The organism is Streptomyces sp. NPDC096323, from assembly GCF_040302845.1.
Taxonomy (GTDB): Bacteria; Actinomycetota; Actinomycetes; order Streptomycetales; family Streptomycetaceae; genus Streptomyces.
This window is the reverse complement of record NZ_JBEOSI010000004.1, coordinates 256,625-281,598: the sequence shown is the minus strand read 5'-3', so window position 1 is coordinate 281,598 and position 24,974 is coordinate 256,625. Positions and strand designations below refer to the sequence as shown.

Genomic DNA, 24,974 nt, shown 5'->3' with positions numbered 1-24,974 from the left:
AAGATTCACGTGATCGACTAAAGTTCCTGCGGTAGCATCCTCGGAGTAACGCAAGCTGTCGTGGATCGGAGTGATGCGTGGACGCGAACGTCGACGGGCCTATGCCGTCTTGGGCCAGTGGTCGATTTGGGGAAGATGTCACCGGCCTTCGACTCGCGATTCAGATGGGGCTCCTCGACACGGAGTCGGCGATGCTCGAGTCGCATCTGGCTGGTCGGTCCAAGCACAAGTTCGCTGCTGGGGCGGCGCGCATGACCAATCAGTACGACCGGATCGCTGAGCACGTGCTTGACCTTGGCATCCCCGGGACCGAACTCATCAAGCCTGGCACGTTCTACGAGCTTGTGTTGGTGCACAACACCATCCTCTGCCCCTACCGCGTGGACTCGGTCGACGGCTTTGAGCCGGGCGACAAGTGGCCGAAGAAGCTGTCTCTCGTGATGCGGGAGCTGTTCGCCCTTACCGATGCGCCAGGACCCCGATGGATCGCGGATCCTCTGGTTGAAGTGGAAGGCCCGGAGCTGCTTCTTCGGCGCTCACTGGCTGATCTTGCGCAGAGGGACCCCCGCCCCGGCCTGGTCCTCATCCCGTACGAGATGAACATGAGTGGTCTGCAGCGCGCCTGGTGGGGCCAGGCGAATCTCTTGGACGATGCTGGGAACCTGCAGTGGGTGACCGAGAAGTCTCTGCTCACGACCGGTGCCGAGAGCCGTATCTACGCTGTACCGAACCAGCGCGCAGGGGATAACTTTGCCTCTGGTGATCTTCCTGAGGTTGCGCTTTCCACACGCAGCGAGGCGGCCCGTGCCACGGGAACTCCGCCGCAGAGTGAGACCGAGTACGAAGCGTTCGTGAACGCTGCTGAGGACAATGAACATTGAGCAACCACTACTGCCGGGGACGAGCCTGGGCGGTACTTCGCCGAGGGCAGTCTGGGACGGTTTCCACGCACCTAGGCTGACTCAGGCACGTCGCCTTGCCGGCCTCACCAAGCGCGAGGTCGCGGACGGTATAGGTGTGTCGGCAGCTGCTGTTGGCCAGTACGAGGCGGGTACCAACCGTCCTCGCCCTGAGCTCATTCCTCGGTTGGCCGACGTGCTGGACGTGCCCATTCAGTTCTTCGTCGCAGGCCGCCCGATGGGTAAAGTCGATAGCTCCATGGCTCACTTTCGGGCCCTGCGTTCCACATCCGGAGCGCAGCGAGAGCGGGCCCTCGGCTTCGTCGAACAGGTTTGGGAACTCACTCACGCGCTGGAGAAGCGCGTGCAGCTTCCTCTCGTGAACCTTCCCGGCTTCACAGGAGGCGAGGTATGCCCCGGCGCCGAGCTACCTGACGACCCCGTGGGCGCTGCCCGAGCGCTCCGGCATCACTGGGGGCTGGGTGACGGCCCTGTGCGCCACCTAGCTCGCCGGATGGAAGCGAATGGCCTCATCGTCGTCGCGCCGGCGGAAGCCGAGGAGGCTGCGGCTAAAGTCGATGCTTTCTCCAGCTCCGGGCTGTTGAGACCCGTTGTAGTTCTCACGCCAAATCGCGCCGACGATGTCTACCGATACCGCTTCAGCGCGGCCCACGAACTCGGGCACCTGGTTCTCCACGCGGGTGCTACTGGCGACAGCCGTTTGGAGCGCGAAGCAGATGCGTTCGCTGCCGAGTTCCTCACCCCTCGGGAATCGATCCATCCGCTGCTACCGCAGAGGGTGGACCTTGCGCGGTTGGCCGGCCTGTCGCAGACCTGGGGCGTCTCGGTGAACTCGCTCGTCTACCGGTACCGCGAACTTGGGCTCGTCTCTGATGCGACGATCAGTCGTGCGTACCAGCGGTTGCGAGGGCTCAGCGCGCAGCCCGGTTTCGCCCCGCAATCGGTACGTGGGTACCCCGGCGAACAGCCGGTAATGCTCAGTAAGGCATTCGAGCTGGCAGAGCAAGACACGGGACTGACGATACGTGCGCTAGCTGCGGAACTCGCGTGGAAGCCGGCGAGGGTACGTGAGCTGCTGGGGATGCCCGACAGCCGCCCTGTACTGAGACTTGTCTGACGAGTGGCTGGGGGAAGGGACTTGCATCGCTTCCCCCAGCGACTGCCAGTCCATTGCCGAGGGGCGAGGGTCACAAATCCATCAAGAGCCCGCATTCTCGACGTACGTGATGACGTAAGGGGTCCCATCGCTTGAGTGACGTAGAGACTGCCCTGGCCATCGCCACGCGCGTGCTGGTGCTGGGCGTCATTGGCGCGGTGCCGACCGTCGCCTTCGCCGCCGCCGAGTCCAAGGTGGGCCGGTGGCGGCGGAGACAGGCCGACAGATTCCGCACCCTCCGCAGACGGCTGACCGTCCGCTTGGCACGGCACACGCTCACCCGGGCCGACGAGGCGATTTCCCCGGTGCTCCCCGACAATGGACTGCACACCAGGCCGTTGATCGAGCAATCCATCACGCGCTGGTGGCACGAGGCCGTGATCGGCCTGCCCGCCGGCCTCATCTTCATGGCCTTCTTCGGCTACCTCGCCTCGTACGTGGTGGAGGTCTCCGAGGTCATCCGCCGACCGCTGCCCCCACCGAACGCGAACCCGCAGGAAGGGGAAGGGGCGTACAGCGGCCTCGATCCTCTCGCCAGCCTCTACGCCGGGACCAGGGACGCGGTCCTGTTCCTCGTAGACCAGGCGGAGGATCTGGTACACCGCCTACAGAAGCTGTGGGGCCAGCCGTGGGAGAAGCCCTGGGACACGGCCACCACGCTCGTGTTCCTGATGCTCGTATTCGTCGTGATCGACATGGCTCGCCGGATACTTCCCGCGATCCTCGCCGCCTTCGGGGTAGCCCACAGGAAGAATGAGTCGACCGGTGGCCTGCCGCCGTCGCTGCGCTCTGGCCTCGGTGTCGTGTTCGCCCCAGCCGTCGACAACCATAACGAGCAGCAGCACCGGCCGGTCGCAGTGATCCTCAGCTACGCCACTGGCGTCGCCCGAGCCCATCAGGAGATGGGTGAACGGTCCCCTCTGGACGCCCGGCGAGTCTCGGTGCGCGGCGTCGAACGTGTCATACGGCGGGCCTGGAAGGTCCGCCACGGCAAGCCCAAGCCGCCCCACCGTCGTGAACTCAAGACCCACGCCGCGAAGGTCGCGGGCGCGCTGCGCCGGGCCGAGGAACGCCAGTACACCGACGAAGACCCGGGCATGGCGTTGAAGGACCTCACCGAGATGCTGCTCACCATCGCTGAGCGATACGCGGAAGGCCGCACCGGACAGCTCCTGGACGACGTCGACGAGATCGAGCCGGTGACCGACCGGACCGCGCTCCGCGTGGCTGGCGCTGTCGCCGTGTTTCTCCTCATCCTGTTCGGCGCCCCCAAGCTCGGCCTGCCGGACTCCGTCACAGGATCACTCCAAGGGATCGCCGCTATCGCGGCCGTTGCCCTGTTCTTCAACCACCGGTACAACGCTACAGACCTGGTCGACATCTTCCGAGGCGCCGACCGTAAGTGAGAGGGGCGGCCCGCATGGCAGTTCCTCCGCAATTCGCCAGCTTGGCTGCTGGACCTGTCCCCCACCTGGTCCATCAACAACACGGCCGCGGCCTGGCTCAAATTGGCGCTGAGAGCCGTGCCCGAACCACCGAGGCTCGAGCGACTCCGCATCTGGACGGTCTGACAGCAGTAGCTCCGGGCGTCGCGGCATCGATTCCCTGTGATCAGCGGAGACCACGGGCTAGCTAACGCAGGCCATACGCGTGGTTGTAAGGCGCTTCTGCGTCGGTGGCCCGGAGGAAGTGAGGCTGCTTCTTGGGCCTGCCGCCGCCCGTACGGCAAGCGACTCCAACCGGGGCACAGCAGTGGCGGCACTCCCAGCCAAGGGCCTCCTTCACCCCCTGCGCCTTGATCTCGTCGAGCACCGCCGTGCGCTGCTTCCACCAGGCTTCCCTCTCGGGCCCTGTTGCAGGCAGCTCCGAGTCTTGAAGCTGACGGAACGCTTGCTGGCGCTCGGAATCGGCGAGGGGGCCAGACAGCGGTTTGGTGACGACGGCGACCTGGGCGGCCTTCTCATCCGTCTTAAGTTCCGCCTCCAAGACGTCGACCCGCAGACGCAAGTGGTGCTCGAAGTCAGCCAGCGTCGCCTCAGGATGCATTGCGGAGAAGTTCAAGGTCTCCAGGTGGAAAGCGCGCAGGATGCCGACCGTGTGCTGCGCCTTATGGTTGGTGAACTCGCGCATCGCGGTACCGGTGGTCCTCTCGTTTGGTGGCCGGGTGGGTGAGGGCTCAGAGGTACCGGCCGAAGGCCGTCTCCAAGCGCTCGATGGCATCGTCGTGGGCGCTCAAATGCGGCTGCATAACCCACAGGTCCTCGCGAAAGGGCTCGAACCCCAAGGACTGCCAGGTGCGTTGGATTACCGCCTTCTCCCGCGCCTCCCGTGTCCTGTCGTCCCGTTCGTCGACAGGGATGTCGATCGGATACGGATGCGTCGCCACGAGCGCCGCCTGGCTGGTCACCCAGCGGAGCATGCGTCCGATCAACAGCCGGCCGACGCCGCCCAGGCCACGCCAGGCCGGCGCGATCCGTGCCCGATCGATGATGACGACGTGGGTGCCGTTAACCAGGCAGTCCTCCAGGTCGCCATGAAGGCCGAGATCGCCGGACTTGTCGAAGAGGGGGGCGAAGTGCTCGTAGTCGGCGTCGCGCGAGTCCAGCGACGCGTAGATGTGGCCGATGCGCCACAGGTCCAGCGTGAGCCCGGACATGGAGAGGATCGTCAACTCCTGGCGCTGGCCCTGAAACGCCTGGGCCAGCGACATGCCCTGGCCGAGAAGGCGGGCGTTGTCTGCCCGGGCTTCCTCGTCGTCCGGCTCCCACAGAGGCAGAACGGCACGGCAGCCCCATTCCAGTGTCGCGGGGTCGTCGTGGGCGTCCGATGCGACAAGAGATGCGGCGGAATCGAAACGTAACTCCAGACGATTCAGGCACGTCAGAAGCTCCACCCCTGCGGGTGCGGCACCAGTCATGTGGTCAAACGCTAGTCACTGGTCCCGCTGCCTGTGGGGCGTTTCCTGATACCAGCGACGTCCCTCTGTCCAAAGGGAGAGCCTTGGCCTTGCCCGCGGCAATGAGCGCGCCGGGAGGCGGGCAAGTGGCCCGGATCACGGACTAGCGTCCCGCCGTCGGCCCCGGGTGCAGCCTGAGGTGGTGCAGGATGGCGCGCCGCGTGCGCTCCGAGCTGGGTATTTCCGGGAGATAGGGCACGTGGAGGGCACGGCAGGTCGTGAGAGGTCTAGACAACGACGAACCCCCAGGTCGATGACCTGGGGGTTCGTAAAAGAGCGGGTGACGAGAATCGAACTCGCGCTCTGAGCTTGGGAAGCTCATGTTCTACCATTAAACTACACCCGCGTAGCGTACTGGCTGACCAGGGACGCAGCGCTTCACACTCTACCCCATCGCAGACCCCCCGAGGCGTGAGCCCGTGCGGGCGTCGTGGCGTGGGCTGGGGGAGTGGATGGGGGTGTGGTGGGCGGGAGTTGGGGGCGTAGCGTGGGGGTCGGAGTGCCGCGTGCGGTGGCGTCCCGTTCATCCCCTAATGTGGCTTTCTCGTCCACGGCTTGATGGGGAAGGGACTTGATGGACTCCATGGAGCGCACCGTCGTCCGCTGTGCCGAAGGGCACGTTTTCGCTACCGCCTCGTTCCCGATGCAGCAGCTCGGGCCCGCGCGGATCGGTCCCGGGCGGCTTATCCGTTGTCCTCGGTGTGCGCGGTTGCGGCATGCCGTGCCGGTGGTGCCCGAGCAGCGGTAGGGGAGAGCGGGCGACAGGCGCGCGGGGCGGCCCGATGGGGGCGGGCCCGCGCGTTCTGCGTATCCTCGGTGGGTGCTTCTCTCAGACAAGGACATCCGGGCCGAGATCGACGCCGGACGCGTACGTATTGATCCTTTCGATGCGTCGATGGTGCAGCCGTCGAGCATCGATGTGAGGCTCGACCGCTATTTCCGGGTGTTCGAGAACCACCGCTATCCGCACATCGATCCGGCCGTCGAGCAGGCCGATCTGACCCGTACCGTCGAGCCGGACGGGGACGAGGCGTTCATCCTGCACCCCGGTGAGTTCGTGCTGGCTTCGACGTACGAGGTCATCTCGCTGCCCGACGATCTCGCCTCACGGCTGGAGGGCAAGAGCTCGCTCGGGCGGCTGGGGCTGGTGACGCACTCGACGGCCGGGTTCATCGACCCCGGGTTCTCCGGGCACGTGACCCTGGAGCTGTCGAATCTGGCGACGCTGCCGATAAAGCTCTGGCCGGGGATGAAGATCGGTCAGCTGTGCATGTTCCGGCTGAGTTCACCGTCGGAGTTCCCGTACGGCTCCGAGCGGTACGGCTCGCGGTACCAGGGGCAGCGCGGGCCGACCGCGTCGCGGTCCTTCATGAACTTCCACCGGACCCAGGTGTGAGCGCGATGAGTGATGAGACGCGGGAGAACCTGACGTACGACGGCTTCGGGCACGCCGTACGGGAGCTGGCGCAGGCCGTGGCCGACGACGGGTACGAGCCGGACGTGGTGCTGAGCATCGCGCGCGGCGGGGTCTTCGTCGCCGGCGGGCTGGCGTACGCGCTGGACTGCAAGAACATCCACCTGGTCAACGTCGAGTTCTACACGGGTGTGGGCACCACGCTGGAAATGCCCGTCATGCTGGCGCCCGTGCCCAACGCCATCGACTTCTCGGACAAGAAGGTCCTCATCGCCGACGATGTCGCCGATACCGGGAAGACGCTGAAGCTGGTGCACGACTTCTGCATCGATCATGTCGCCGAGGTGCGCTCGGCCGTGATCTACGAGAAGTCGCACTCGCTCGTGAAGTGCGAGTACGTGTGGAAGAAGACCGATCGCTGGATCAACTTCCCGTGGAGTGTCGACAAGCCCGTCGTGCGACGCAGCGGGCAGGTTCTGGACGCCTGAGCCCGACGGGCGGATGCGAGAGCCCCCGCAGCCCCTTCCGGTGGATTCCGGGATGGGCCGCGGGGGCTCTCGTTCTTGTCGGAGCGTTCCCGCTAGATCGTTCCCAGCTTGAGGATCGAGACCAGGGCGAGCAGCTGGATCGCCGACGCGCCCAGGGCCTTGGGCCACGGCAGGTCGTGGGACTTGCTCACCATCGAGGTGAACAGGGCCGCGGCCGCCAGCCACGTGAGCCAGCCGAGGATCTGAACGAGGGAGTTCTCGCCGCCCAGGAAGAGCGCGAAGATCAGGCGCGGGGCGTCCGTGATCGACATGATCAGCATGGACAGGCCCACGGTCGGCTGCCACGCGCCGTCGCCGCCGAGCTGGCGGGCGAGGGTGTGGGTGACCGCGCCGAGCACCAGGCCGCCGAGCACGAAACCGATGCCCGTGATGATGACGTAGGGGATCGCGTTGCCGACCGGAGCGTTGATCGCGTCGTCGCGTGCCTGGTCGAAGCCGAACAGCGCCAGCAGGCCGTACAGGAACGTGACGACGAGCGCCGGGCCCCAGACGGGGTAGTCGCGCATCTGCCAGAACGTCGGCCCGGGGCGGGTCACGATGCCGCTCAGCAGCTGCTTCCAGTGCAGGCGCGGGCCCGCCGGCTGGGCGGGGGCCTGTCCGGCGCGGTAGGTGTTGCCGTCGCCGTAGGGGTCCTCGTTGATGCTGAAGGCCTGGGTGTGACCGGCGCTGTTCGCGTACGGGTCGCCCGGGTGCTGGGGGTGGTGCCCGTGCTGCTGCGGGTACGGGTCGGCGAAGTACTCCGGCTCGTCGGCGCCGCCGGTGTTGTAGCCGCCGCCGCCGTTGTTGTATCCGGCGTTGTGCGGGGCTCCACCACCTCCCGTCGGCGGCCATTGCTGCTGTCCGTACGGCGGCGGTGCCTGAGTGCCGTACGGCTGCTGTTGCGCTTGCTGCGGGGTGCGGTTGTTGTCCCGGCCGCGTCCGATCCTGAATCCAGCCACGTAATCGAACGTACCTGGTCCGCGCGGGCCGGGTGCGCGGGCGGGGGAACTGGGCGGCCTTTGCCGCCTACCTGTGACATCCCGTAAGGGAACCCTGAGGGGCTGCCCCCAGTCGGTCAGTCGGCGTCAGTCGGTCAGGAACAGCGCGCTGGTGAACGTGCTCAGTGGGCGGTCCGGTGTGGCCGCCGGGTACAGCGCGATCAGGTCGGCGCTTTCGCCCCGGTGCGTACGGACCACCGTGTCCGGCTTCTTGTCGCCGTCGAAGTCCGCGTAGCGCTGGAGGAGAGTCGTTTCCGCACGGGCGGCAGGGGCGCTGTTGCCCGCCGCCTTGCGCAGGGGCGCCGCCGGGAGGGCCGTGGCCGGGGCGCGGAAGCGGTACGTGCCACCCGGACGGCCCGGTCCGTCGGGGCTGCCGAGCAGCAGCGTGCCCGTGCCGGCGGTGCCGGGTTCACGGGGGGCGGCCGTGTACACCAGGTCGTCGTACCCGTCGCCGTTCGCGTCCGTCCGGGGCTCGGGGGCGGACAGGGCGGGGCCCGCGCCGGGGACGGTACCGCCGGCGGCGTGCGGGCGGCCGTCCCGGGTGAACGGGCCCCGCAGGAAGCTGATCCGGCCCGCGCTCGCCGTCACGGCCAGGTCCGGCTTCCCGTCGCCGTCGAAGTCGCCGCAGACGGGGTGGCCCGGCCAGGCGTTGCCGAAGCGGGCCCGGTCCGGGATCCGCAGGGTGACCGCCTTGCCGGTGAGGCCCGCCGGGGAACCGAACAGGATCTGCAGCGGCACGGGCGGGCGGCCGATGCCGTTGTACGGGGGGTCGGTGCCCACGATCAGGTCGGTGAAGCCGTCCCGGTCCAGGTCGCACGACGCCTCGGCGTCGAACGCGGAGGGGAGGGTGTCGCCGGACTTCGCGGCGTTCGCGTGGGCGCTGAGCAGTTGGCGTACCGAAGGGTCGAGGCCGCGGGTGGCGGAGCCGTACACGATGCCGATCCCGGCGTCCTCGCCGTGGCTGCCGGCCGCCGGTTTCACCAGGTGGTCGAGGACGAGGTCGCGGTGGCCGTCGCCGTTGAAGTCGTCGGGGGTGCGGCTGCCGGTGCCGTGCGGGACGGCGCGGGGCTCGGCGCCCGCCAGGCCGGAGAGGGCGGTGGGCGGGGCGTCGCCGTTCTTGGGGGCCGGGGCGGCGGGGGGACCCGCGCACGCCGCCAGCAGGAGGACGCAGCCGGTCGCCATGGCGGCTGCCGCGCGGGGTGTCCGTCCGGTGCGTGCTGGTGCTGTTGCCCTCGGGATGCGTATCCGCACGGGGTGCCTCCGCATGCGTATCCCCGCAGGAATACCTCGTACGTCGTGGTCGTCCCGGCCGTCTCGATTCGTCCCGGCCGCCCCACATGATGCGTCACCGGCGCCGTAAAGCAGAAGCGGCCGGTCCTGCCCCCGAGGCAGGTCCGGCCGCTTGTGCAACGCGTGGCGCGGATTCCGGTTACTTCACCGGTTCCGGCTCCGGCGCGTCAGCCTCTTCCGGTTCGCCCGCGGGGTCGGCCGGGGTCTTCACGGAGTCGAGCAGCAGCTGCGACACGTCGACCACCTGGATCGACTCCTTCGCCTTGCCCTCGTTCTTCTTGCCGTTGACCGAGTCGGTCAGCATGACGAGGCAGAACGGGCAGGCGGTGGAGACGATGTCCGGGTTGAGGGAGAGGGCTTCGTCGACGCGCTCGTTGTTGATGCGCTTGCCGATCCGCTCCTCCATCCACATCCGGGCACCACCGGCGCCGCAGCAGAAGCCGCGCTCCTTGTGGCGGTGCATCTCCTCGTTCCGCAGACCCGGAACCTTGGCGATGATCTCGCGCGGGGGCGTGTAGATCTTGTTGTGACGGCCCAGGTAGCAGGGGTCGTGGTACGTGATCAGACCCTCGACCGGCGTCACCGGGATCAGCTTGCCCTCGTCGACGAGGTGCTGGAGCAGCTGCGTGTGGTGGATGACCTCGTACTCGCCGCCGAGCTGCGGGTACTCGTTCGCGATGGTGTTGAAGCAGTGCGGGCAGGTCGCGACGATCTTCTTCGTCGCTTTCGCCTTCTTGGTGGAGTCGTCACCGTCCTCGGCGGAGTCCTCTCCAAAAGCCATGTTCAGCATCGCGACGTTCTCCTGGCCGAGCTGCTGGAACAGCGGCTCGTTGCCCAGGCGGCGGGCCGAGTCACCGGTGCACTTCTCGTCGCCGCCCATGATCGCGAACTTGACGCCCGCGATGTGCAGGAGCTCCGCGAAGGCCTTGGTGGTCTTCTTCGCCCGGTCCTCCAGGGCGCCCGCACAGCCGACCCAGTACAGGTAGTCGACCTCCGTGAGGTCCTCGACGTCCTTGCCGACGATCGGGACCTCGAAGTCGACCTCCTTGGTCCACTCGACGCGCTGCTTCTTGGCGAGCCCCCAGGGGTTGCCCTTCTTCTCCAGGTTCTTGAGCATCGTGCCCGCCTCGGACGGGAACGCGGACTCGATCATCACCTGGTAGCGGCGCATGTCGACGATGTGGTCGATGTGCTCGATGTCGACCGGGCACTGCTCGACGCACGCACCGCAGGTGGTGCAGGACCAGAGGACGTCCGGGTCGATGACGCCGTTCTCCTCGGCCGTGCCGATCAGCGGGCGCTCGGCCTCCGCGAGGGCGGCCGCGGGGACGTCCTTGAGCTGTTCCTCGGTGGCCTTCTCGTTGCCCTCCATGTCCTTGCCGCCGTCGGCCAGCAGGTACGGGGCCTTGGCGTGCGCGTGGTCGCGCAGGGACATGATCAGGAGCTTCGGGGAGAGGGGCTTGCCCGTGTTCCAGGCGGGGCACTGCGACTGGCAGCGGCCGCACTCCGTACACGTGGAGAAGTCGAGGATGCCCTTCCAGGAGAACTGCTCGACCTGGGAGACGCCGAAGACGTCGTCCTCGCCCGGGTCCTCGAAGTCGATCTCCTTGCCGCCGCTGGTCATCGGCTGCAGCGCGCCCAGCGCGACCTCGCCGTCGGCGTTGCGCTTGAACCAGATGTTGGGGAAGGCGAGGAAGCGGTGCCAGGCCACACCCATGTTGGTGTTGAGCGAGACCGTGATCATCCAGATCAGCGAGGTGCCGATCTTGATCATCGCGACGAAGTAGATGAGGTTCTGCAGCGTGCCGAGCGCGAGTCCCTTGAAGGCGAGGACCAGCGGGTACGAGACGAAGTACGCGGCCTCGTAGCCGCCGACGTGGTGGATCGCGCCTTCGAGACCGCGCAGGGTCAGGATCGCGAGGCCGATGACGAGGATGACGTACTCGACGAAGTACGCCTGCCAGGCCTTGGAGCCCGCGAACCGCGACTTGCGGCCGGCCCGGGAGGGGAGGTTCAGCAGCCGGATGGCGATCAGCACGAGGATGCCGACCGTCGTCATCAGGCCGATGAACTCGATGTACAGCTCGAACGGCAGCCATTCACCGATGACCGGCAGCACCCAGTCGGCCTTGAAGAGCTGTCCGTACGCCTGGAGCAGCGTCGGCGGCAGCGTCAGGAAGCCGATCGCGACGAACCAGTGCGCGAAGCCCACGATGCCCCACCGGTTCATCCGGGTGTGGCCGAGGAACTCCTTGACCAGGGTGATCGTGCGCTGCTTGGGGTCGTCGGTGCGGCTGCCTGCCGGTACCGACTGTCCGAGACGGACGAACCGGTAGATCTGCGCGACCGCTCGGGCGATGAGCGCAACGCCGACGACGGTCAGCACCAGCGACACGATGATCGCGGCGAGTTGCATTTGGGGGCTCCTCGGGCCTGCGAGGGTGGGGTCCAGCGATGATCGCTGATTACTCAGAGATGACGCAGTGTGCTTACTAAGCAGTAACTTAATCAGTCTGTGCTGACACTATCCACTTATTCCGCCGTCCTGTAGCCGGGCAGGCGGTGATCTGTGTCGCTCAGGTCCGCCTTGCCGCGCCCGGCGAAGCCCCGGGCCGCCCGGCGCAGGGGTGCGCCGACGGCTTCCGCGAGGATCGCCAGGTCCAGGCCCGGGCGGTGGCGCTCGGCGTAGTGCTGGTCGAGGAGGTCGGGCTCGTCCCAGGGCATCGCCGAGCGGTGGCGGATCTGGGCCAGGCCGGTCAGGCCGGGCTTCAGTTCCCGCCGCCAGTCTCTCGCACCCGCCGGCCTGCCGCGTACGTCGCCCGGTACGAGCGGGACCGGGCCGACGAGGGAGAGCTCGCCCCGTACGACATGGGGAAGCCGGGAGATCACGTGCAGCCGCAGCCGGCGCGTGCGCAGCGACCGCAGGACGAAGGGTCTGCCATCGGCTCCGACCCGGGTCGAGCGCGTCAGTACGCCCCCGGGGCCGCGCTGGGCAGCGAGGGTGAGCGCGGCCGCGGCGAGCAGGGGGGCCGCCAGGAGAAGCAGGGCCGAGCCGAGGGTCAGGTCCAGGGCGCGTTTGGCGGTGGGGCGGGGCGGGACAGCCGAGGCCGCGGTCCGCAGGGCTTTGCGGGCGGCCGTGAGGCGGGGTGGGCGGGGCGGCTGCCAGGTCCGTCGCGCGCGGCGCCGGGGGCCGTGACTCTGCCACTGCTTCTGCATCGTTCGCACCTGCCTGGGTCGGCTGACGGAGTCGGCGGTTCGCGTGCCGGTTTTGTGCGGCTCGCGGCATTTTGTGACAGAACGATCCCATGAGGCGATGATGGGGAGGGCCGTGCGACCCGTGGGGAGAGCAGGTGTCGCCCGTACGCGGGTGGGATGTGCCGCCGATCGCCGGTACGGGCCTCCTTGGCTCACGCTGTTTCGGCTGGTGGGGAGGGGTACATGCACGTTAGTTGAGTCGGCCCGACTCAGGTCTGTTGACTCCGGGACGCGTGTCATGCATCCTTGAGCCAGATCCACTCAAGTAGTCAGTTGGAGGAATTGAAATGGCACGTGCGGTCGGCATCGACCTGGGCACGACTAACTCCGTCGTCAGCGTTCTCGAAGGCGGCGAGCCCACCGTCATCACCAACGCCGAAGGCGCCAGGACCACGCCGTCCGTCGTCGCCTTCGCGAAGAACGGCGAGGTTCTGGTAGGCGAGGTCGCCAAGCGCCAGGCAGTGACGAACGTCGACAGGACGATCCGTTCGGTCAAGCGCCACATGGGCACTGACTGGAAGATCGAGATCGACGGCAAGAGCTTCAACCCGCAGCAGATGAGCGCCTTCATCCTGCAGAAGCTCAAGCGCGACGCCGAGTCCTACCTGGGCGAGAAGGTGGCCGACGCGGTCATCACCGTCCCGGCGTACTTCAACGACTCCGAGCGTCAGGCGACGAAGGAGGCCGGCGAGATCGCGGGCCTGAACGTCCTGCGTATCGTCAACGAGCCGACGGCCGCCGCGCTGGCGTACGGCCTCGACAAGGACGACCAGACGATCCTCGTCTTCGACCTCGGTGGCGGCACCTTCGACGTGTCCCTCCTGGAGATCGGCGACGGCGTCGTCGAGGTGAAGGCCACGAACGGCGACAACCACCTCGGTGGCGACGACTGGGACCAGCGCGTCGTCGACTACCTGGTGAAGCAGTTCGCCAACGGGCACGGCGTGGACCTGTCCAAGGACAAGATGGCTCTCCAGCGTCTCCGCGAAGCCGCGGAGAAGGCGAAGATCGAGCTGTCGTCCTCCACGGAGACCTCGATCAACCTGCCGTACATCACGGCGTCGGCCGAGGGCCCGCTGCACCTGGACGAGAAGCTCACGCGCTCGCAGTTCCAGCAGCTGACCGCTGACCTCCTGGACCGCTGCAAGAGCCCGTTCCAGAACGTCATCAAGGACGCGGGCATCCAGCTCTCCGAGATCGACCACGTCGTTCTCGTCGGTGGCTCGACCCGCATGCCGGCCGTCGCCGAGCTCGTCAAGGAGCTCACGGGCGGCCAGGAAGCCAACAAGGGCGTCAACCCGGACGAGGTCGTCGCCATCGGCGCCTCGCTCCAGGCCGGTGTCCTCAAGGGCGAGGTCAAGGACGTCCTGCTCCTCGACGTCACCCCGCTGTCCCTCGGCATCGAGACCAAGGGAGGGATCATGACCAAGCTCATCGAGCGCAACACCACGATCCCGACCAAGCGGTCCGAGATCTTCACGACGGCCGAGGACAACCAGCCGTCCGTGCAGATCCAGGTCTACCAGGGCGAGCGCGAGATCGCGGCGTACAACAAGAAGCTCGGGATGTTCGAGCTGACGGGTCTGCCGCCGGCCCCGCGCGGTGTGCCGCAGATCGAGGTCGCGTTCGACATCGACGCCAACGGCATCATGCACGTCGCCGCCAAGGACCTGGGCACCGGCAAGGAGCAGAAGATGACCGTCACCGGTGGCTCCTCGCTGCCGAAGGACGAGGTCAACCGGATGCGCGAAGAGGCCGAGCAGTACGCGGACGAGGACCACCGCCGTCGCGAGGCCGCCGAGTCCCGCAACCAGGGCGAGCAGCTCGTCTACCAGACGGAGAAGTTCCTCAAGGACAACGAGGACAAGGTCCCCGGCGACGTGAAGACGGAGGTGGAGACCGCGCTCACCGAGCTGAAGGAGAAGCTCAAGGGCGAGGACACCGCCGAGATCCGCACCGCCACCGAGAAGGTCGCGGCCGTCTCCCAGAAGCTGGGCCAGGCGATGTACGCCAACGCCCAGTCCGAGGGCGGCCCGCAGGGTGACGCGCAGCCCGGTGCCGAGCAGGCCAAGGCTGACGACGATGTCGTCGACGCCGAGATCGTCGACGACGAGAAGGACTCCAAGGGCGGTGCGGCGTGACCGAGGAGACTCCGGGCTTCGAGGAGAAGCCCGACGTCCCCTCCGGCGCCACCCCTGAAGACGCCGAGCCGGAGGCCGCCGCCCCCTCTTCGGAGGAGGCGGCGGCCCCGGCCGGGGACGACGCGAACCGGACGACGGCACTGACCGCACAGCTGGACCAGGTCCGCACCGCGCTCTCCGAGCGCACGGGCGACCTCCAGCGGCTCCAGGCCGAGTACCAGAACTACCGCCGCCGCGTGGAGCGGGACCGGGTCACGGTCAAGGAGATCGCGGTCGCGGGCCTCCTGTCCGAGCTCCTGCCCGTGCTCGACGACGTCGGCCGGGCCCGTGAGCACGGGGAGCTCGTGGGCGGGTTCAAGTCGGTGGCCGAATCGCTGGAGACGGTCGTCGCCAAGCTCGGACTGCAGCAGTTCGGCAAGGAAGGCGAGCCCTTCGACCCGACGATCCACGAAGCCCTGATGCACAGCTACGCACCGGACGTCACCGAGACGACCTGCGTGGCGATCCTGCAGCCCGGGTACCGGATCGGCGAGCGCACCATCCGCCCCGCGCGGGTGGCGGTGGCCGAACCGCAGCCGGGGGCGACCCCCGCGGCAGCGAAGGAAGAGAAGGCAGACGACGAGGAGAGCGGTGGCGGCGAGGAGGTCTGACATCCTGTCCGACCATCTGGCAGCACACCGCCTGGCACCACTCCACCCGGCCACCCGGCCGGGCGTCCGGAAGGAGGGACGTCGATGAGTACGAAGGACTTCGTCGAGAAGGACTACTACAAGGTTCTCGGCGTCCCCAAGGACGCCACCGACGCCGAGATCAAGAAGGCGTACCGGAAGCTCGCCCGCGAGTTCCACCCGGACGCCAACAAGGGCGACGACAAGGCGGAGGAGCGCTTCAAGGAGATCTCCGAGGCGAACGACGTCCTCGGTGACACCAAGAAGCGCAAGGAGTACGACGAGGCGCGCGCCCTCTTCGGCAACGGCGGCTTCCGCGCCGGACCCGGCGGGGCCCAGGGCAACTTCAACTTCGACCTGGGGGACCTCTTCGGAGGCGCCCCGGGCGGGGGCCAGCAGGGCGGCGCCGGCGGTTTCGGCGGCGGCGGCCTGGGCGATGTCTTCGGCGGGCTCTTCAACCGGGGCGGCTCCACGGGCACCCGGGTGCAGCCGCGCCGCGGCCAGGACATCGAGTCCGAGGTGACGCTCAGCTTCACCGAGGCCGTCGACGGGGCCACGGTCCCGCTGCGGATGTCCAGCCAGGCGCCCTGCAAGGCGTGCTCCGGTACCGGCGACAGGAACGGCACCCCCAGGGTCTGCCCGACGTGCGTCGGCACCGGCCAGGTCTCGCGTGGCAGCGGCGGCGGGTTCTCGCTCACCGATCCCTGCGTGGACTGCAAGGGCCGGGGCCTCATCGCCCAGGACCCCTGCGAGGTCTGCAAGGGCAGCGGCCGGGCGAAGTCGTCCCGCACCATGCAGGTCAGGATTCCGGCGGGCGTCCTCGACGGCCAGCGGATCCGGCTGCGCGGCAAGGGCACCCCGGGCGAGCGCGGCGGTCCGGCCGGCGACCTCTACGTCGTCGTCCACGTCGACGCCCACCCGGTCTTCGGCCGCAAGGGCGACAACCTCACGGTCACCGTGCCCGTCACCTTCACGGAGGCGGCGCTCGGCGGTGAGGTGAAGGTCCCCACGCTCGGCGGACCGCCGGTCACCCTCAAGCTCCCGGCGGGCACGCCGGGCGGGCGCACCATGCGGGCCCGCGGCAAGGGCGCCGTCCGCAAGGACGGCACCCGCGGCGACCTGCTGGTCACCGTCGAGGTGGCGGTCCCCACCGACCTGGGCCCCGAGGCCCGGGACGCCCTGGAGACCTACCGCAAGGCGACCGCGGACGAGGATCCGCGGGCGGAGCTGTTCCAGGCAGCGAAGGGAGCTTGAGGTGGACGGCCGACGACGTAATCCGTACGAACTCACGGATGAATCCCCGGTGTACGTGATCTCGATCGCGGCCCAGCTCTCGGGCCTGCATCCGCAGACGCTGCGCCAGTACGACCGCCTCGGCCTGGTCTCCCCCGACCGCACGGCCGGACGCGGACGGCGTTACTCGGCCCGCGACATCGAGCTGCTGCGCACCGTGCAGCAGCTGTCGCAGGACGAGGGCATCAACCTGGCCGGCATCAAGCGCATCATCGAACTGGAGAACCAGGTAGCGGCCCTCCAGCAGCGCGTCGCCGAGCTCTCGGCGGCCGTGGACGGGGCGGCGGTGGCCATGCAGCAGCGCGAGGCGCAGGTGCATGCGTCGTACCGGCGCGACCTGGTGCCGTATCAGGATGTGCAGCAGACCAGCGCGTTGGTGGTCTGGCGGCCGAAGCGGCCGAAGGACTGAACGGGGCCTGCCCCCGTACGCACGAGGAGCCCGTCACCCCGGAACGTCGGGGGTGGCGGGCTTCTGCGTGGTGCCCGGGGGCGCGGGGCCTGTTGGTGCGCCCGGCGGTACGGGCTCGGTGATGCCGGACTGGGCGAGGAGGGCGCCGAGGTGGGTGCGGCTGGTGGCTTCGAGGGTCTGCATGAGCTTGGCGATGTGGGTGCGGCAGGTGCGGACGCTGATGCCGAGCTTGCGGGCGACGGCCTCGTCCTGGTTCCCCTCGGTCAGGAGACGGGCGATGCTGTGCTGGACGGCGGTGACGGGGGTGCCGGGGAGGGTGGTGGGGAGTTGCTGGTTGAAGGGAGTGGCCTGCGCCCACAGCGTCTCGTACATCCCGGCCAGGAAGCCGACGAGCGCGGGGTGGCGGATCTCGAGGGCGACGCTCCGGTCGGGCGTGGCGGGAACGTAGGCGATCTTGCGGTCGAAGATGAGGAGACGGTCGACGGCCCGTTCCAGGGTGCGTACCTGGAGGAGGCTGTCGGGTAGTTGGCCCATGTACGCCTTGAGTGCCGAGCTGTAGCGCGCCGAATGCTGGTAGATGTGGCGCAGCCGGACGCCCCGCTCCACGGTGGGCAAAGTGCCGGCCAGTGCCACATGGAGCTCTTCGGCCGGCCGCGTGCTGCCGGGCTGAATCATCAGGATCTCGCCATCTGTCTCGCACAGTGAACGGCTGATCGCAGCCTGAATGGCCAGCGGGCCGACGATTACGTCGATGGCGAGACGCGGCGGGCGTTCGAGGGATGTCAGCGGGATCAGTGCCTTGGCCAGGAGGTCGGCGTCCCGGGCCTGACGCAGGAGGCCCTGGGCCAAGGGATGCAGCAGGTGAGCGAGAGCCGCTCCCGGGGGTACGGGGCGCAGGAGCCGGCCGTCGTGCGGGTCGGGCCGCAGGAGAGCCGTGTCGATGAGGCAGGGCGCGGGTTCGACGGCTGACCGGGCGAGGCTGCCTCTGGCCAGTGCCTCGGCGTACAGACTGACGGCCACGTCGCACAGATCGCGGTCCACGTGCGTGTGCACGGGTCGTGCCGTCACGTCCGCGTCGGTCCGGCGATGCCCGACTGGACGAGGAGGGCGCCGAGGTGGGTGCGGCTGGTGGCGTCGAGGATCTGCATGAGCTTGGCGATGTGGGTGCGGCAGGTGCGGACGCTGAAGCCCAGTTTGCGTGCCACGGCCTCGTCATGGTGTCCCTCGACCAGGAGGCGGGCGATGCTGAGTTGCACGGCGGTGACGGGAGCCCCCGGGGTTGCCGTCTGCAGGTGTTCGGTGATGGGGGTGGCCTGCGCCCACAGCACCTCGTACACCTGCACCAGGTAGCGGACCAGAGCCGGATGGCGGATCTGGAGCGCCACCTCGCGGTCGGCCGTCGCGGGAATGAACGCCACCGCGTGGTCGAAGATGATGAGCCGGTCGATGGTCAGTTCCATCGTTCTCACTTCGACCTGGCCCGAGGGCATTCGCTCCAGGTAGTCCTTGACGGGGGCGCTGTAGCGCGCCGGGTGCTGGTAGATGTGGCGTAGCCGGGCCCCTCGGCTCACGGCTGCCAGTCCGTTGGCCAGCCCTTGGTTGATCTGCGCGGGCGACCGGTGGCCGCCCGGCTGAGCAGTCAGGACTTCTGTATGGGCGCCGGCGGCTGCTTCCTGGAGGGCGGAGTCGATCAGTTTCTTGCCTTCGAGGACGGTGATGGAGAGGTTGGGGTCCTCGCTCGCGATGGCCGCCAGTGGTGCCAGGGAGTCGACCAGTGCCGCGCTGCGGCGTACCTGCTCGAAGACGTCGCGGGTGAGGGGCTGCAGGAGATGGGTGAGCGCGACCGAAGGAGCGGCAGGGCACAGCATGGTCGTATCGCGTGGGTCCGGGTGGAGCAGGGCCATCTCGATGAGGCAGGGAGCCGCTGCGACATCGGCTCGGGGGAGCCGCCCACGGCGCAGGGATTCGGCGTAGAGCTGGATTGCGGGCTCGCACAGTTCGGAGTTGTTGTGCGGGTGGTCTGGTATGCCTGTGTCCGTACCCATCTGGACCCCCTCATTCTTTGCAGTGCAACAAGATGACGGTGGTGAAACCCTAACCACCGAGGGAGTGTTGGCGTGTCGGGGGAGCCGGGAACTCCCTCGGCTGTTCAAAGGGCGTGGCCATGCTCTCCCCCGTTGCGTGGTCACGCGCGCCCGGCCCGGGGGTGGGGATCTTTTGGGGCCGGCCCGGTCAGGAATCCTGGTCAAGGATTCCTGACCGGGCAATCAAATAGCCGAGTTGAGTGCGGCTCTTGCTGCCGAGGGCGGTGTTCAGTTTCGCGATGTGGGTCCGGCAGGTACGCACGTTCATGCCGAGACGTCGTGCTATCGAGTCGTCTACGTGGCCCTCTACGAGGAGTTGGGCGATGGAGCGTTGAACGCCACTGATTCCTTGGGGAGTGTGGTCGTACCGCACATCTTCGAGAAGTGGGGTGGCGCGCTGCCAGAGTTGCTCGAAGACCCTCGTCAGGTATGCCACCAGGCCGGGGTGGCGCAGTTCGAGTGCGACTTCCCCATCCTCCTGGGCAGGAATGAAGGCCACGGTGTGATCGAAGACCAGCATGCGCTCGACGAGTTCTTCGAGGGTACGGATCTCGACCTTGCCCTTTGCCAGGCGCTCGGCGTAGGCGTACGTCCCGTGATGGTGTCGGACAGTGTGCTGGTACAGCGTGCGGATGCTGACGCCGCGATCGATCACGGCCTGTCCCCGTTCGACGCCCTTGCTGAGTATCAGTTCGCTGCGTCCGCCACCGGGCTGGATGGTGAGGACTTCGTTGGTGCACTCGGCTGTAGCGACATCGATGGCGGCGTTGATTCTGGCGTTGCCCTCCAGCACGGTGATGGCATGCGTGGTCGGAGCATCCTGAGCGCTGATGTCCATGAACGGTTCGAAGGATTCGGCCAGTTCGAGGGAGCGCCGACGGCGGTCCTGGATCTCCCGCTCGATGGGATGGAGGCGCTGGGCGAGCGCGGCCGACGGTGGTACGGGGCGGAGCCACTCGGGGTCATCGGGGTCCGGGTGCAGCAGTGCGAAGTCCATCAGGCAGGGTGCGGGCGCGACGTCTGAACGGGGTATCCGTCCGGATCGCAGCGCACTGGCGTAAAGGCGCCGCCCTGCTTCGCAAAGGTCGGTGATCCCATGAGGATGTCCCGTATTCGGTTTACTTGTGGCCATATCTCCACCCCCCATGTTCTTGAACCAGCAGGAACATGATGCATCGACCCAGTGGTGTTCGGGTCCCTGGGTGGGACATCGTCTTACGTGCGGGGGAGATGACCCATCAAGTGAGGACGAAGCCGAAATGTATAAGCGAATGCTTCGCTCGGTGCTTGCCACTGCGTTTGCGGGGGCCCTGGCCTACGGCGTACTGGGTGCCAGTGACATTACTTGGGAGGTCGCGCCCCGCACGGCATCGAGCCATGTCGCGGCAGCCCCCCTCGGTGACATCACCTGGGGCGGTGCAGCGCCGAAGGATGCAAAGGCTGACATCACGTGGGGTTCCACGCCGACTTCGGCGGGCGTCTGACATGACCACCCCGCCCGACGACCGGACCTTCCGGCGCGAGATGGCAACCGCCTACCGCTCAGGGTGGCATTTCATCGACCTCGTCACGGCACTCCCCCACCGTGGTGATTCGTTGATGGTCACTCTGTTCGGTGACCCGGTCGTCGTCGCCCGTGAGGACGACGGGGAACTCCACGCCTACCGTTGCCTCCGCAAGCCGCGCGGAGCACCGCAGCCCGTGCGGTGTGCCATTCGGTACGACATGATTTTTGTGAACCTCGCCCAGCGTGACCACCAGCTGTTCGAGCCCGAAACCATCTCCGCCACCCCCCGCAGTGCCTGAGCGATCCCCCGTCGTTCCACGTCGCTCAGACACTCCCCCACACAACGGCACCACCGTGACCTGAACACGGTGGTGCCGTTGTGCTTTCCCCGGCCCGTGGCGGGGCGGAAGAACGCCCGCAGAGGCTGGGACGCGGTCACCCCCGGCCGAGCGCCCGGTCCAGGCTGATCTCGATGGCGACCCGGTCCGGGTTGGGCGAGGGCGTGCGCTCGTAGCGCTCCATGTGGCGGCGTACCGCCTCGTCGACCCTGTCCTGCTCCGTACGCACCCTCGCGACGCCCTCCAGGGTCGCCCAGCGGGCCCGGTGCACCTGGCAGACCGCGACGCGGGCGCCGTCCGGGCCCGCGGCCAGGATGTTCGCGACCTTGCGGCTGCTCTTGTTGGTGATGATGCGGGCGAGGCCGGCCTCGGGGTCGTACGTCACACAGACCGGCACCACATGCGGAGTGCCGTCCGGGCGGGGCGTGGTGAGGGTGCACAGGTGCGACTCGCGCCAGAAGGCGAGGTACTGCGGACCGGGGTTGCGTACGTCGACTGCCATGGCGCCAGCGTAGGCAGCCCGGGGCCGCTCTGCGGTGGCGGGTGGACGCAGCGGCCGGTTCACTCGGACTGAGGAAGGGCCGGGAAACGGCTCACGCTTGCCTTGAGTGGAATAGACTCAACTTTGTGCACGTTGACCGTGTCAGCAGTGGGAACGGATCAGTCATCGCCAGTATCACCAGGAGGAGAGAGGGCACGTGGACGCCGAGCTGACCAACAGGAGCCGGGACGCCATCAACGCGGCCACCAGCAGGGCCGTGAAGGACGGGCACCCCGATCTGACCCCGGGGCATCTGCTGCTCGCGCTGCTCTCGGGCGAGGACAACGAGAACCTCGTCGATCTGCTGGCCGCCGTCGAGGCGGACCAGATCGCCGTACGCACCGAGACCGAGCGGCTCCTGAGCGCGCAGCCCAGCGTGACCGGCTCGACCGTCGCACCGCCGCAGCCCAACCGCGAGCTGCTCGCCGTCATCTCCGACGCCGCCCAGCGGGCGAAGGAGCTCGGCGACGACTACATCTCCACCGAGCACCTGCTCATCGGCATCGCCGCCGAGGGTGGCCGCGCCGGTGAGATCCTCGACGGACAGGGCGCCAGCGCGAAGAGGCTGCTGGACGCGTTCGAGAAGAGCAGGGGAGGGCGCCGGGTGACCACACCCGACCCGGAGGGCCAGTACAAGGCCCTGGAGAAATTCGGCACGGACTTCACCGCGGCCGCGCGCGAGGGCAAGCTCGACCCGGTCATCGGGCGCGACCAGGAGATCCGCCGCGTCGTCCAGGTGCTGTCCCGCCGCACCAAGAACAACCCGGTGCTCATCGGTGAGCCCGGCGTCGGCAAGACCGCCGTCGTCGAAGGGCTCGCCCAGCGCATCGTCAAGGGAGACGTCCCCGAGTCCCTGAAGAACAAGCGGCTCGTCTCGCTGGATCTGGGCGCCATGGTCGCGGGCGCGAAGTACCGCGGCGAGTTCGAGGAGCGCCTGAAGACCGTCCTCTCCGAGATCAAGGAGAGTGGCGGCCAGATCATCACGTTCATCGACGAGCTCCACACCGTCGTCGGCGCCGGCGCCGGCGGCGACTCCGCCATGGACGCGGGCAACATGCTCAAGCCCATGCTGGCCCGGGGCGAGCTGCGGATGGTCGGCGCCACCACGCTCGACGAGTACCGCGAGCGGATCGAGAAGGACCCCGCCCTGGAGCGCCGCTTCCAGCAGGTGCTCGTGGCCGAGCCGTCCGTCGAGGACACCATCGCGATCCTGCGCGGGCTCAAGGGCCGCTACGAGGCGCACCACAAGGTGCAGATCGCCGACGCCTCCCTGGTCGCCGCCGCCACGCTCTCCGACCGCTACATCACCTCCCGCTTCCTCCCCGACAAGGCCATCGACCTCGTCGACGAGGCGGCCTCGCGGCTGCGCATGGAGATCGACTCCTCGCCCGTCGAGATCGACGAACTCCAGCGCGCCGTCGACCGTTTGCACATGGAGGAGCTTGCGCTCAAGAACGAGACCGACCCGGCGTCCAGGCAGCGCCTGGAGAAGCTGCGCCGCGACCTCGCCGACAAGGAGGAGGAGCTGCGCGGCCTCAACGCCCGCTGGGAGAAGGAGAAGCAGGGCCTGAACCGCGTCGGTGAGCTCAAGGAACGCCTCGACGAACTGCACGGCCAGGCCGAACGCGCCCAGCGCGACGGCGACTTCGACACCGCGTCCAAGCTGCTGTACGGGGAGATCCCGGGCCTGGAGCGGGAACTGGCCGAGGCCGCCGAGGCCGAGCAGGAGGCGGCGAAGGAGCCCAAGGAGACCCTGGTCAAGGACGAGGTCGGACCCGACGACATCGCCGATGTCGTCGGCGCCTGGACCGGAATCCCGGCCGGACGCCTCCTCGAGGGCGAGACGCAGAAACTGCTGCGCATGGAGGAGGAGCTGGGCCGGCGGCTCATCGGGCAGACCGAGGCCGTACAGGCCGTCTCGGACGCGGTACGCCGTACCCGGGCCGGCATCGCGGATCCCGACCGGCCCACCGGATCGTTCCTGTTCCTCGGGCCGACCGGTGTCGGCAAGACCGAGCTGGCGAAGGCGCTCGCGGACTTCCTCTTCGACGACGAGCGGGCCATGGTCCGCATCGACATGAGCGAGTACAGCGAGAAGCACAGCGTGGCCCGGCTGGTCGGCGCCCCGCCCGGATACGTCGGTTACGAGGAGGGCGGCCAGCTCACGGAGGCGGTCCGCCGCCGCCCGTACAGCGTCGTCCTGCTGGACGAGGTGGAGAAGGCGCACCCGGAGGTCTTCGACATCCTGCTCCAGGTCCTCGACGACGGCCGGCTCACCGACGGACAGGGCCGGACGGTGGACTTCCGCAACACCATCCTGATCCTGACGTCCAACCTCGGCAGCCAGTACCTGATCGACCCGCTGACGAAGCCCGAGGAGAAGAAGCAGCAGGTCCTGGACGTCGTACGGGCCTCCTTCAAGCCGGAGTTCCTCAACCGGCTCGACGACCTGGTCGTCTTCTCCGCGCTGTCCGGCGACGAGCTCGCCCACATCGCGGGGCTCCAGATCGACCGGCTGGCCAAGCGGCTGGCGGACCGGCAGCTCACCCTCGACGTCACCCCGGCCGCCCTGGCCTGGCTGGCCGATGAGGGCAACGACCCGGCCTACGGGGCCCGGCCGCTGCGCCGCCTCATCCAGACGGCGATCGGCGACCGGCTCGCCAAGGAGATCCTCGCGGGCGAGATCACGGACGGTGACACGGTCCGCGTCGACCGGGTCGGTGACGGTCTGATCGTCGGCCCGGCGACCTGACCCGGGCACGTGTGGGCTAACCGGCGGCCCCGCCCCCACCGGCTGGATATCAGCTTGTGGCGGATCGGGGCCGTCCGGGCTTGCCATGCCCCGCCCGGGATGGGAGAGGATGGCAGCCAACCGCACGAAGGGAAATTACGGTGAGCATCGATCCGTCCTCGATTCCTAACTTCGGGGGCCAGCCCGAACCGCAGGCGGCAGGACCGGAGGGCCCCGTCGTCCCTGACCAGGACCTCGTCAAGCAGCTCCTGGAGCAGATGGAGCTGAAGTACGTCGTCGACGACGAGGGCGACCTCGCGGCGCCGTGGGAAGACTTCCGCACGTACTTCATGTTCCGTGGCGAGGGCGAGCAGCAGGTCTTCTCGGTCCGCACGTTCTACGACCGCCCGCACGACGCGGACCAGCGCCCGGTCCTCCTCGACGCGATCGACGACTGGAACCGCCGCACCCTGTGGCCCAAGGTCTACACGCACACCCACGAGCCCGAGGAGGGCTCCGAGGACACCGGCACCTCGGTCCGGCTGATCGGTGAGGCGCAGATGCTCATCGGCACCGGTGTCTCCCTGGAGCACTTCGTCTCCTCTACGGTCAGCTGGGTGCGCGCCTCGATCGAGTTCGACAAGTGGCTGCTCGAGCACCTCGGCCTGGCGCCGGCCGACGAGAAGGCCGAAGGCACGGAGCAGGACGCTCCCGAGGCCTGAGCCCCACGCGACACCTGCACGGCG

At 68.2% G+C, this 24,974-nt stretch carries 22 protein-coding genes and 1 tRNA gene; 12 read left to right on the top strand and 11 right to left on the bottom strand.

What is annotated here, in order from left to right; translation table 11 throughout:
* The first annotated feature begins 77 nt into the window (after positions 1 to 77).
* From ABTX18_RS12600 to ABTX18_RS12590, 3 genes are all read left to right on the top strand, one after another.
* On the top strand, positions 78 to 881 hold the full coding sequence (locus ABTX18_RS12600) for a hypothetical protein (RefSeq protein WP_352122715.1): 804 nt from the start codon (positions 78 to 80) through the stop codon (positions 879 to 881).
* Complete coding sequence (locus tag ABTX18_RS12595) at positions 871 to 2,037, top strand: helix-turn-helix domain-containing protein (RefSeq protein ID WP_352122714.1); 1,167 nt, start codon at positions 871 to 873, stop codon at positions 2,035 to 2,037. Before ABTX18_RS12600 ends, ABTX18_RS12595 begins: the two co-directional genes overlap by 11 nt.
* A 131-nt stretch (positions 2,038 to 2,168) precedes the next feature.
* Complete coding sequence (locus tag ABTX18_RS12590) at positions 2,169 to 3,482, top strand: hypothetical protein (RefSeq protein WP_352122713.1); 1,314 nt, start codon at positions 2,169 to 2,171, stop codon at positions 3,480 to 3,482.
* Between the two features lie 226 nt (positions 3,483 to 3,708).
* Here ABTX18_RS12590 and ABTX18_RS12585 read toward each other — a convergent pair whose 3' ends face one another.
* The 3 genes from ABTX18_RS12585 to ABTX18_RS12575 form a co-directional block, all read right to left on the bottom strand.
* Positions 3,709 to 4,206, bottom strand: a complete 498-nt coding sequence (locus ABTX18_RS12585) for a zinc finger domain-containing protein (RefSeq protein WP_352122712.1) — start codon at positions 4,204 to 4,206, stop codon at positions 3,709 to 3,711.
* A gap of 46 nt (positions 4,207 to 4,252) precedes the next feature.
* Positions 4,253 to 4,993 carry a hypothetical protein gene (locus ABTX18_RS12580; protein WP_352122711.1) on the bottom strand — a complete coding sequence of 247 codons (741 nt, stop codon included), beginning with the start codon at positions 4,991 to 4,993 and terminating at the stop codon, positions 4,253 to 4,255.
* Positions 4,994 to 5,307: 314 nt separating this feature from the next.
* A tRNA-Gly gene (locus ABTX18_RS12575) sits at positions 5,308 to 5,378 on the bottom strand.
* Between the two features lie 474 nt (positions 5,379 to 5,852).
* On the opposite strand from ABTX18_RS12575, the gene dcd reads away from it, so the two are divergent.
* Together dcd and ABTX18_RS12565 are read left to right on the top strand one after the other, a co-directional pair.
* Positions 5,853 to 6,428 carry a dCTP deaminase gene (gene dcd, locus ABTX18_RS12570; RefSeq protein WP_136326616.1) on the top strand — a complete coding sequence of 192 codons (576 nt, stop codon included), beginning with the start codon at positions 5,853 to 5,855 and terminating at the stop codon, positions 6,426 to 6,428.
* A 5-nt stretch (positions 6,429 to 6,433) separates the two neighbouring features.
* Positions 6,434 to 6,934: a phosphoribosyltransferase gene (locus ABTX18_RS12565; protein WP_352122710.1), complete on the top strand. Its 501-nt coding sequence runs from the start codon at positions 6,434 to 6,436 to the stop codon at positions 6,932 to 6,934.
* A gap of 92 nt (positions 6,935 to 7,026) precedes the next feature.
* Here ABTX18_RS12565 and ABTX18_RS12560 read toward each other — a convergent pair whose 3' ends face one another.
* From ABTX18_RS12560 to ABTX18_RS12545, 4 genes are all read right to left on the bottom strand, one after another.
* Entirely contained in the window at positions 7,027 to 7,932 is a 906-nt protein-coding gene (locus ABTX18_RS12560; protein ID WP_352122709.1) for a Yip1 family protein, read from the bottom strand.
* 126 nt (positions 7,933 to 8,058) lie between these two features.
* Positions 8,059 to 9,237 (bottom strand): FG-GAP repeat domain-containing protein, encoded by a 1,179-nt coding sequence (locus tag ABTX18_RS12555; RefSeq protein WP_503061135.1) that lies wholly within the window; start codon positions 9,235 to 9,237, stop codon positions 8,059 to 8,061.
* 163 nt (positions 9,238 to 9,400) lie between these two features.
* Positions 9,401 to 11,677, bottom strand: coding sequence for a (Fe-S)-binding protein (locus ABTX18_RS12550; protein ID WP_352122707.1), 2,277 nt, complete (start codon positions 11,675 to 11,677; stop codon positions 9,401 to 9,403).
* A gap of 116 nt (positions 11,678 to 11,793) precedes the next feature.
* The gene (locus ABTX18_RS12545) at positions 11,794 to 12,477 is read right to left on the bottom strand and encodes a sugar transferase (RefSeq protein ID WP_503061134.1); all 684 of its coding nucleotides are present in this window, start codon (positions 12,475 to 12,477) and stop codon (positions 11,794 to 11,796) included.
* 326 nt (positions 12,478 to 12,803) lie between these two features.
* Here ABTX18_RS12545 and dnaK point away from each other — a divergent pair, with 326 nt between their 5' ends.
* From dnaK to ABTX18_RS12525, 4 genes are all read left to right on the top strand, one after another.
* Positions 12,804 to 14,657: a molecular chaperone DnaK gene (gene dnaK / locus ABTX18_RS12540; protein ID WP_352122705.1), complete on the top strand. Its 1,854-nt coding sequence runs from the start codon at positions 12,804 to 12,806 to the stop codon at positions 14,655 to 14,657.
* Complete coding sequence (gene grpE / locus ABTX18_RS12535) at positions 14,654 to 15,307, top strand: nucleotide exchange factor GrpE (protein ID WP_352122704.1); 654 nt, start codon at positions 14,654 to 14,656, stop codon at positions 15,305 to 15,307. Before dnaK ends, grpE begins: the two co-directional genes overlap by 4 nt.
* Before the next feature lie 84 nt (positions 15,308 to 15,391).
* Positions 15,392 to 16,579, top strand: coding sequence for a molecular chaperone DnaJ (gene dnaJ / locus ABTX18_RS12530; protein WP_352122703.1), 1,188 nt, complete (start codon positions 15,392 to 15,394; stop codon positions 16,577 to 16,579).
* A gap of 1 nt (position 16,580) precedes the next feature.
* Positions 16,581 to 17,027, top strand: a complete 447-nt coding sequence (locus ABTX18_RS12525; protein WP_093899393.1) for a heat shock protein transcriptional repressor HspR — start codon at positions 16,581 to 16,583, stop codon at positions 17,025 to 17,027.
* A gap of 33 nt (positions 17,028 to 17,060) precedes the next feature.
* Here ABTX18_RS12525 and ABTX18_RS12520 read toward each other — a convergent pair whose 3' ends face one another.
* From ABTX18_RS12520 to ABTX18_RS12510, 3 genes are all read right to left on the bottom strand, one after another.
* Positions 17,061 to 18,095, bottom strand: a complete 1,035-nt coding sequence (locus ABTX18_RS12520) for a helix-turn-helix transcriptional regulator (RefSeq protein ID WP_352122702.1) — start codon at positions 18,093 to 18,095, stop codon at positions 17,061 to 17,063.
* Entirely contained in the window at positions 18,092 to 19,072 is a 981-nt protein-coding gene (locus ABTX18_RS12515; protein WP_352122701.1) for a helix-turn-helix transcriptional regulator, read from the bottom strand. Before ABTX18_RS12515 ends, ABTX18_RS12520 begins: the two co-directional genes overlap by 4 nt.
* A gap of 187 nt (positions 19,073 to 19,259) precedes the next feature.
* Positions 19,260 to 20,108 (bottom strand): helix-turn-helix transcriptional regulator, encoded by an 849-nt coding sequence (locus ABTX18_RS12510; protein ID WP_352122700.1) that lies wholly within the window; start codon positions 20,106 to 20,108, stop codon positions 19,260 to 19,262.
* 488 nt (positions 20,109 to 20,596) lie between these two features.
* Here ABTX18_RS12510 and ABTX18_RS12505 point away from each other — a divergent pair, with 488 nt between their 5' ends.
* Positions 20,597 to 20,917 carry a (2Fe-2S)-binding protein gene (locus ABTX18_RS12505; protein WP_352122699.1) on the top strand — a complete coding sequence of 107 codons (321 nt, stop codon included), beginning with the start codon at positions 20,597 to 20,599 and terminating at the stop codon, positions 20,915 to 20,917.
* A gap of 136 nt (positions 20,918 to 21,053) precedes the next feature.
* Here the strand turns inward: ABTX18_RS12505 and ABTX18_RS12500 are convergent, their stop codons facing one another.
* On the bottom strand, positions 21,054 to 21,458 hold the full coding sequence (locus ABTX18_RS12500) for a pyridoxamine 5'-phosphate oxidase family protein (protein ID WP_352122698.1): 405 nt from the start codon (positions 21,456 to 21,458) through the stop codon (positions 21,054 to 21,056).
* Between the two features lie 196 nt (positions 21,459 to 21,654).
* Here ABTX18_RS12500 and clpB point away from each other — a divergent pair, with 196 nt between their 5' ends.
* Positions 21,655 to 24,249, top strand: a complete 2,595-nt coding sequence (clpB, locus tag ABTX18_RS12495) for an ATP-dependent chaperone ClpB (protein ID WP_352122697.1) — start codon at positions 21,655 to 21,657, stop codon at positions 24,247 to 24,249.
* Between the two features lie 140 nt (positions 24,250 to 24,389).
* Positions 24,390 to 24,950: a type III secretion system chaperone family protein gene (locus ABTX18_RS12490; protein WP_352122696.1), complete on the top strand. Its 561-nt coding sequence runs from the start codon at positions 24,390 to 24,392 to the stop codon at positions 24,948 to 24,950.
* Positions 24,951 to 24,974 lie beyond the last annotated feature (24 nt).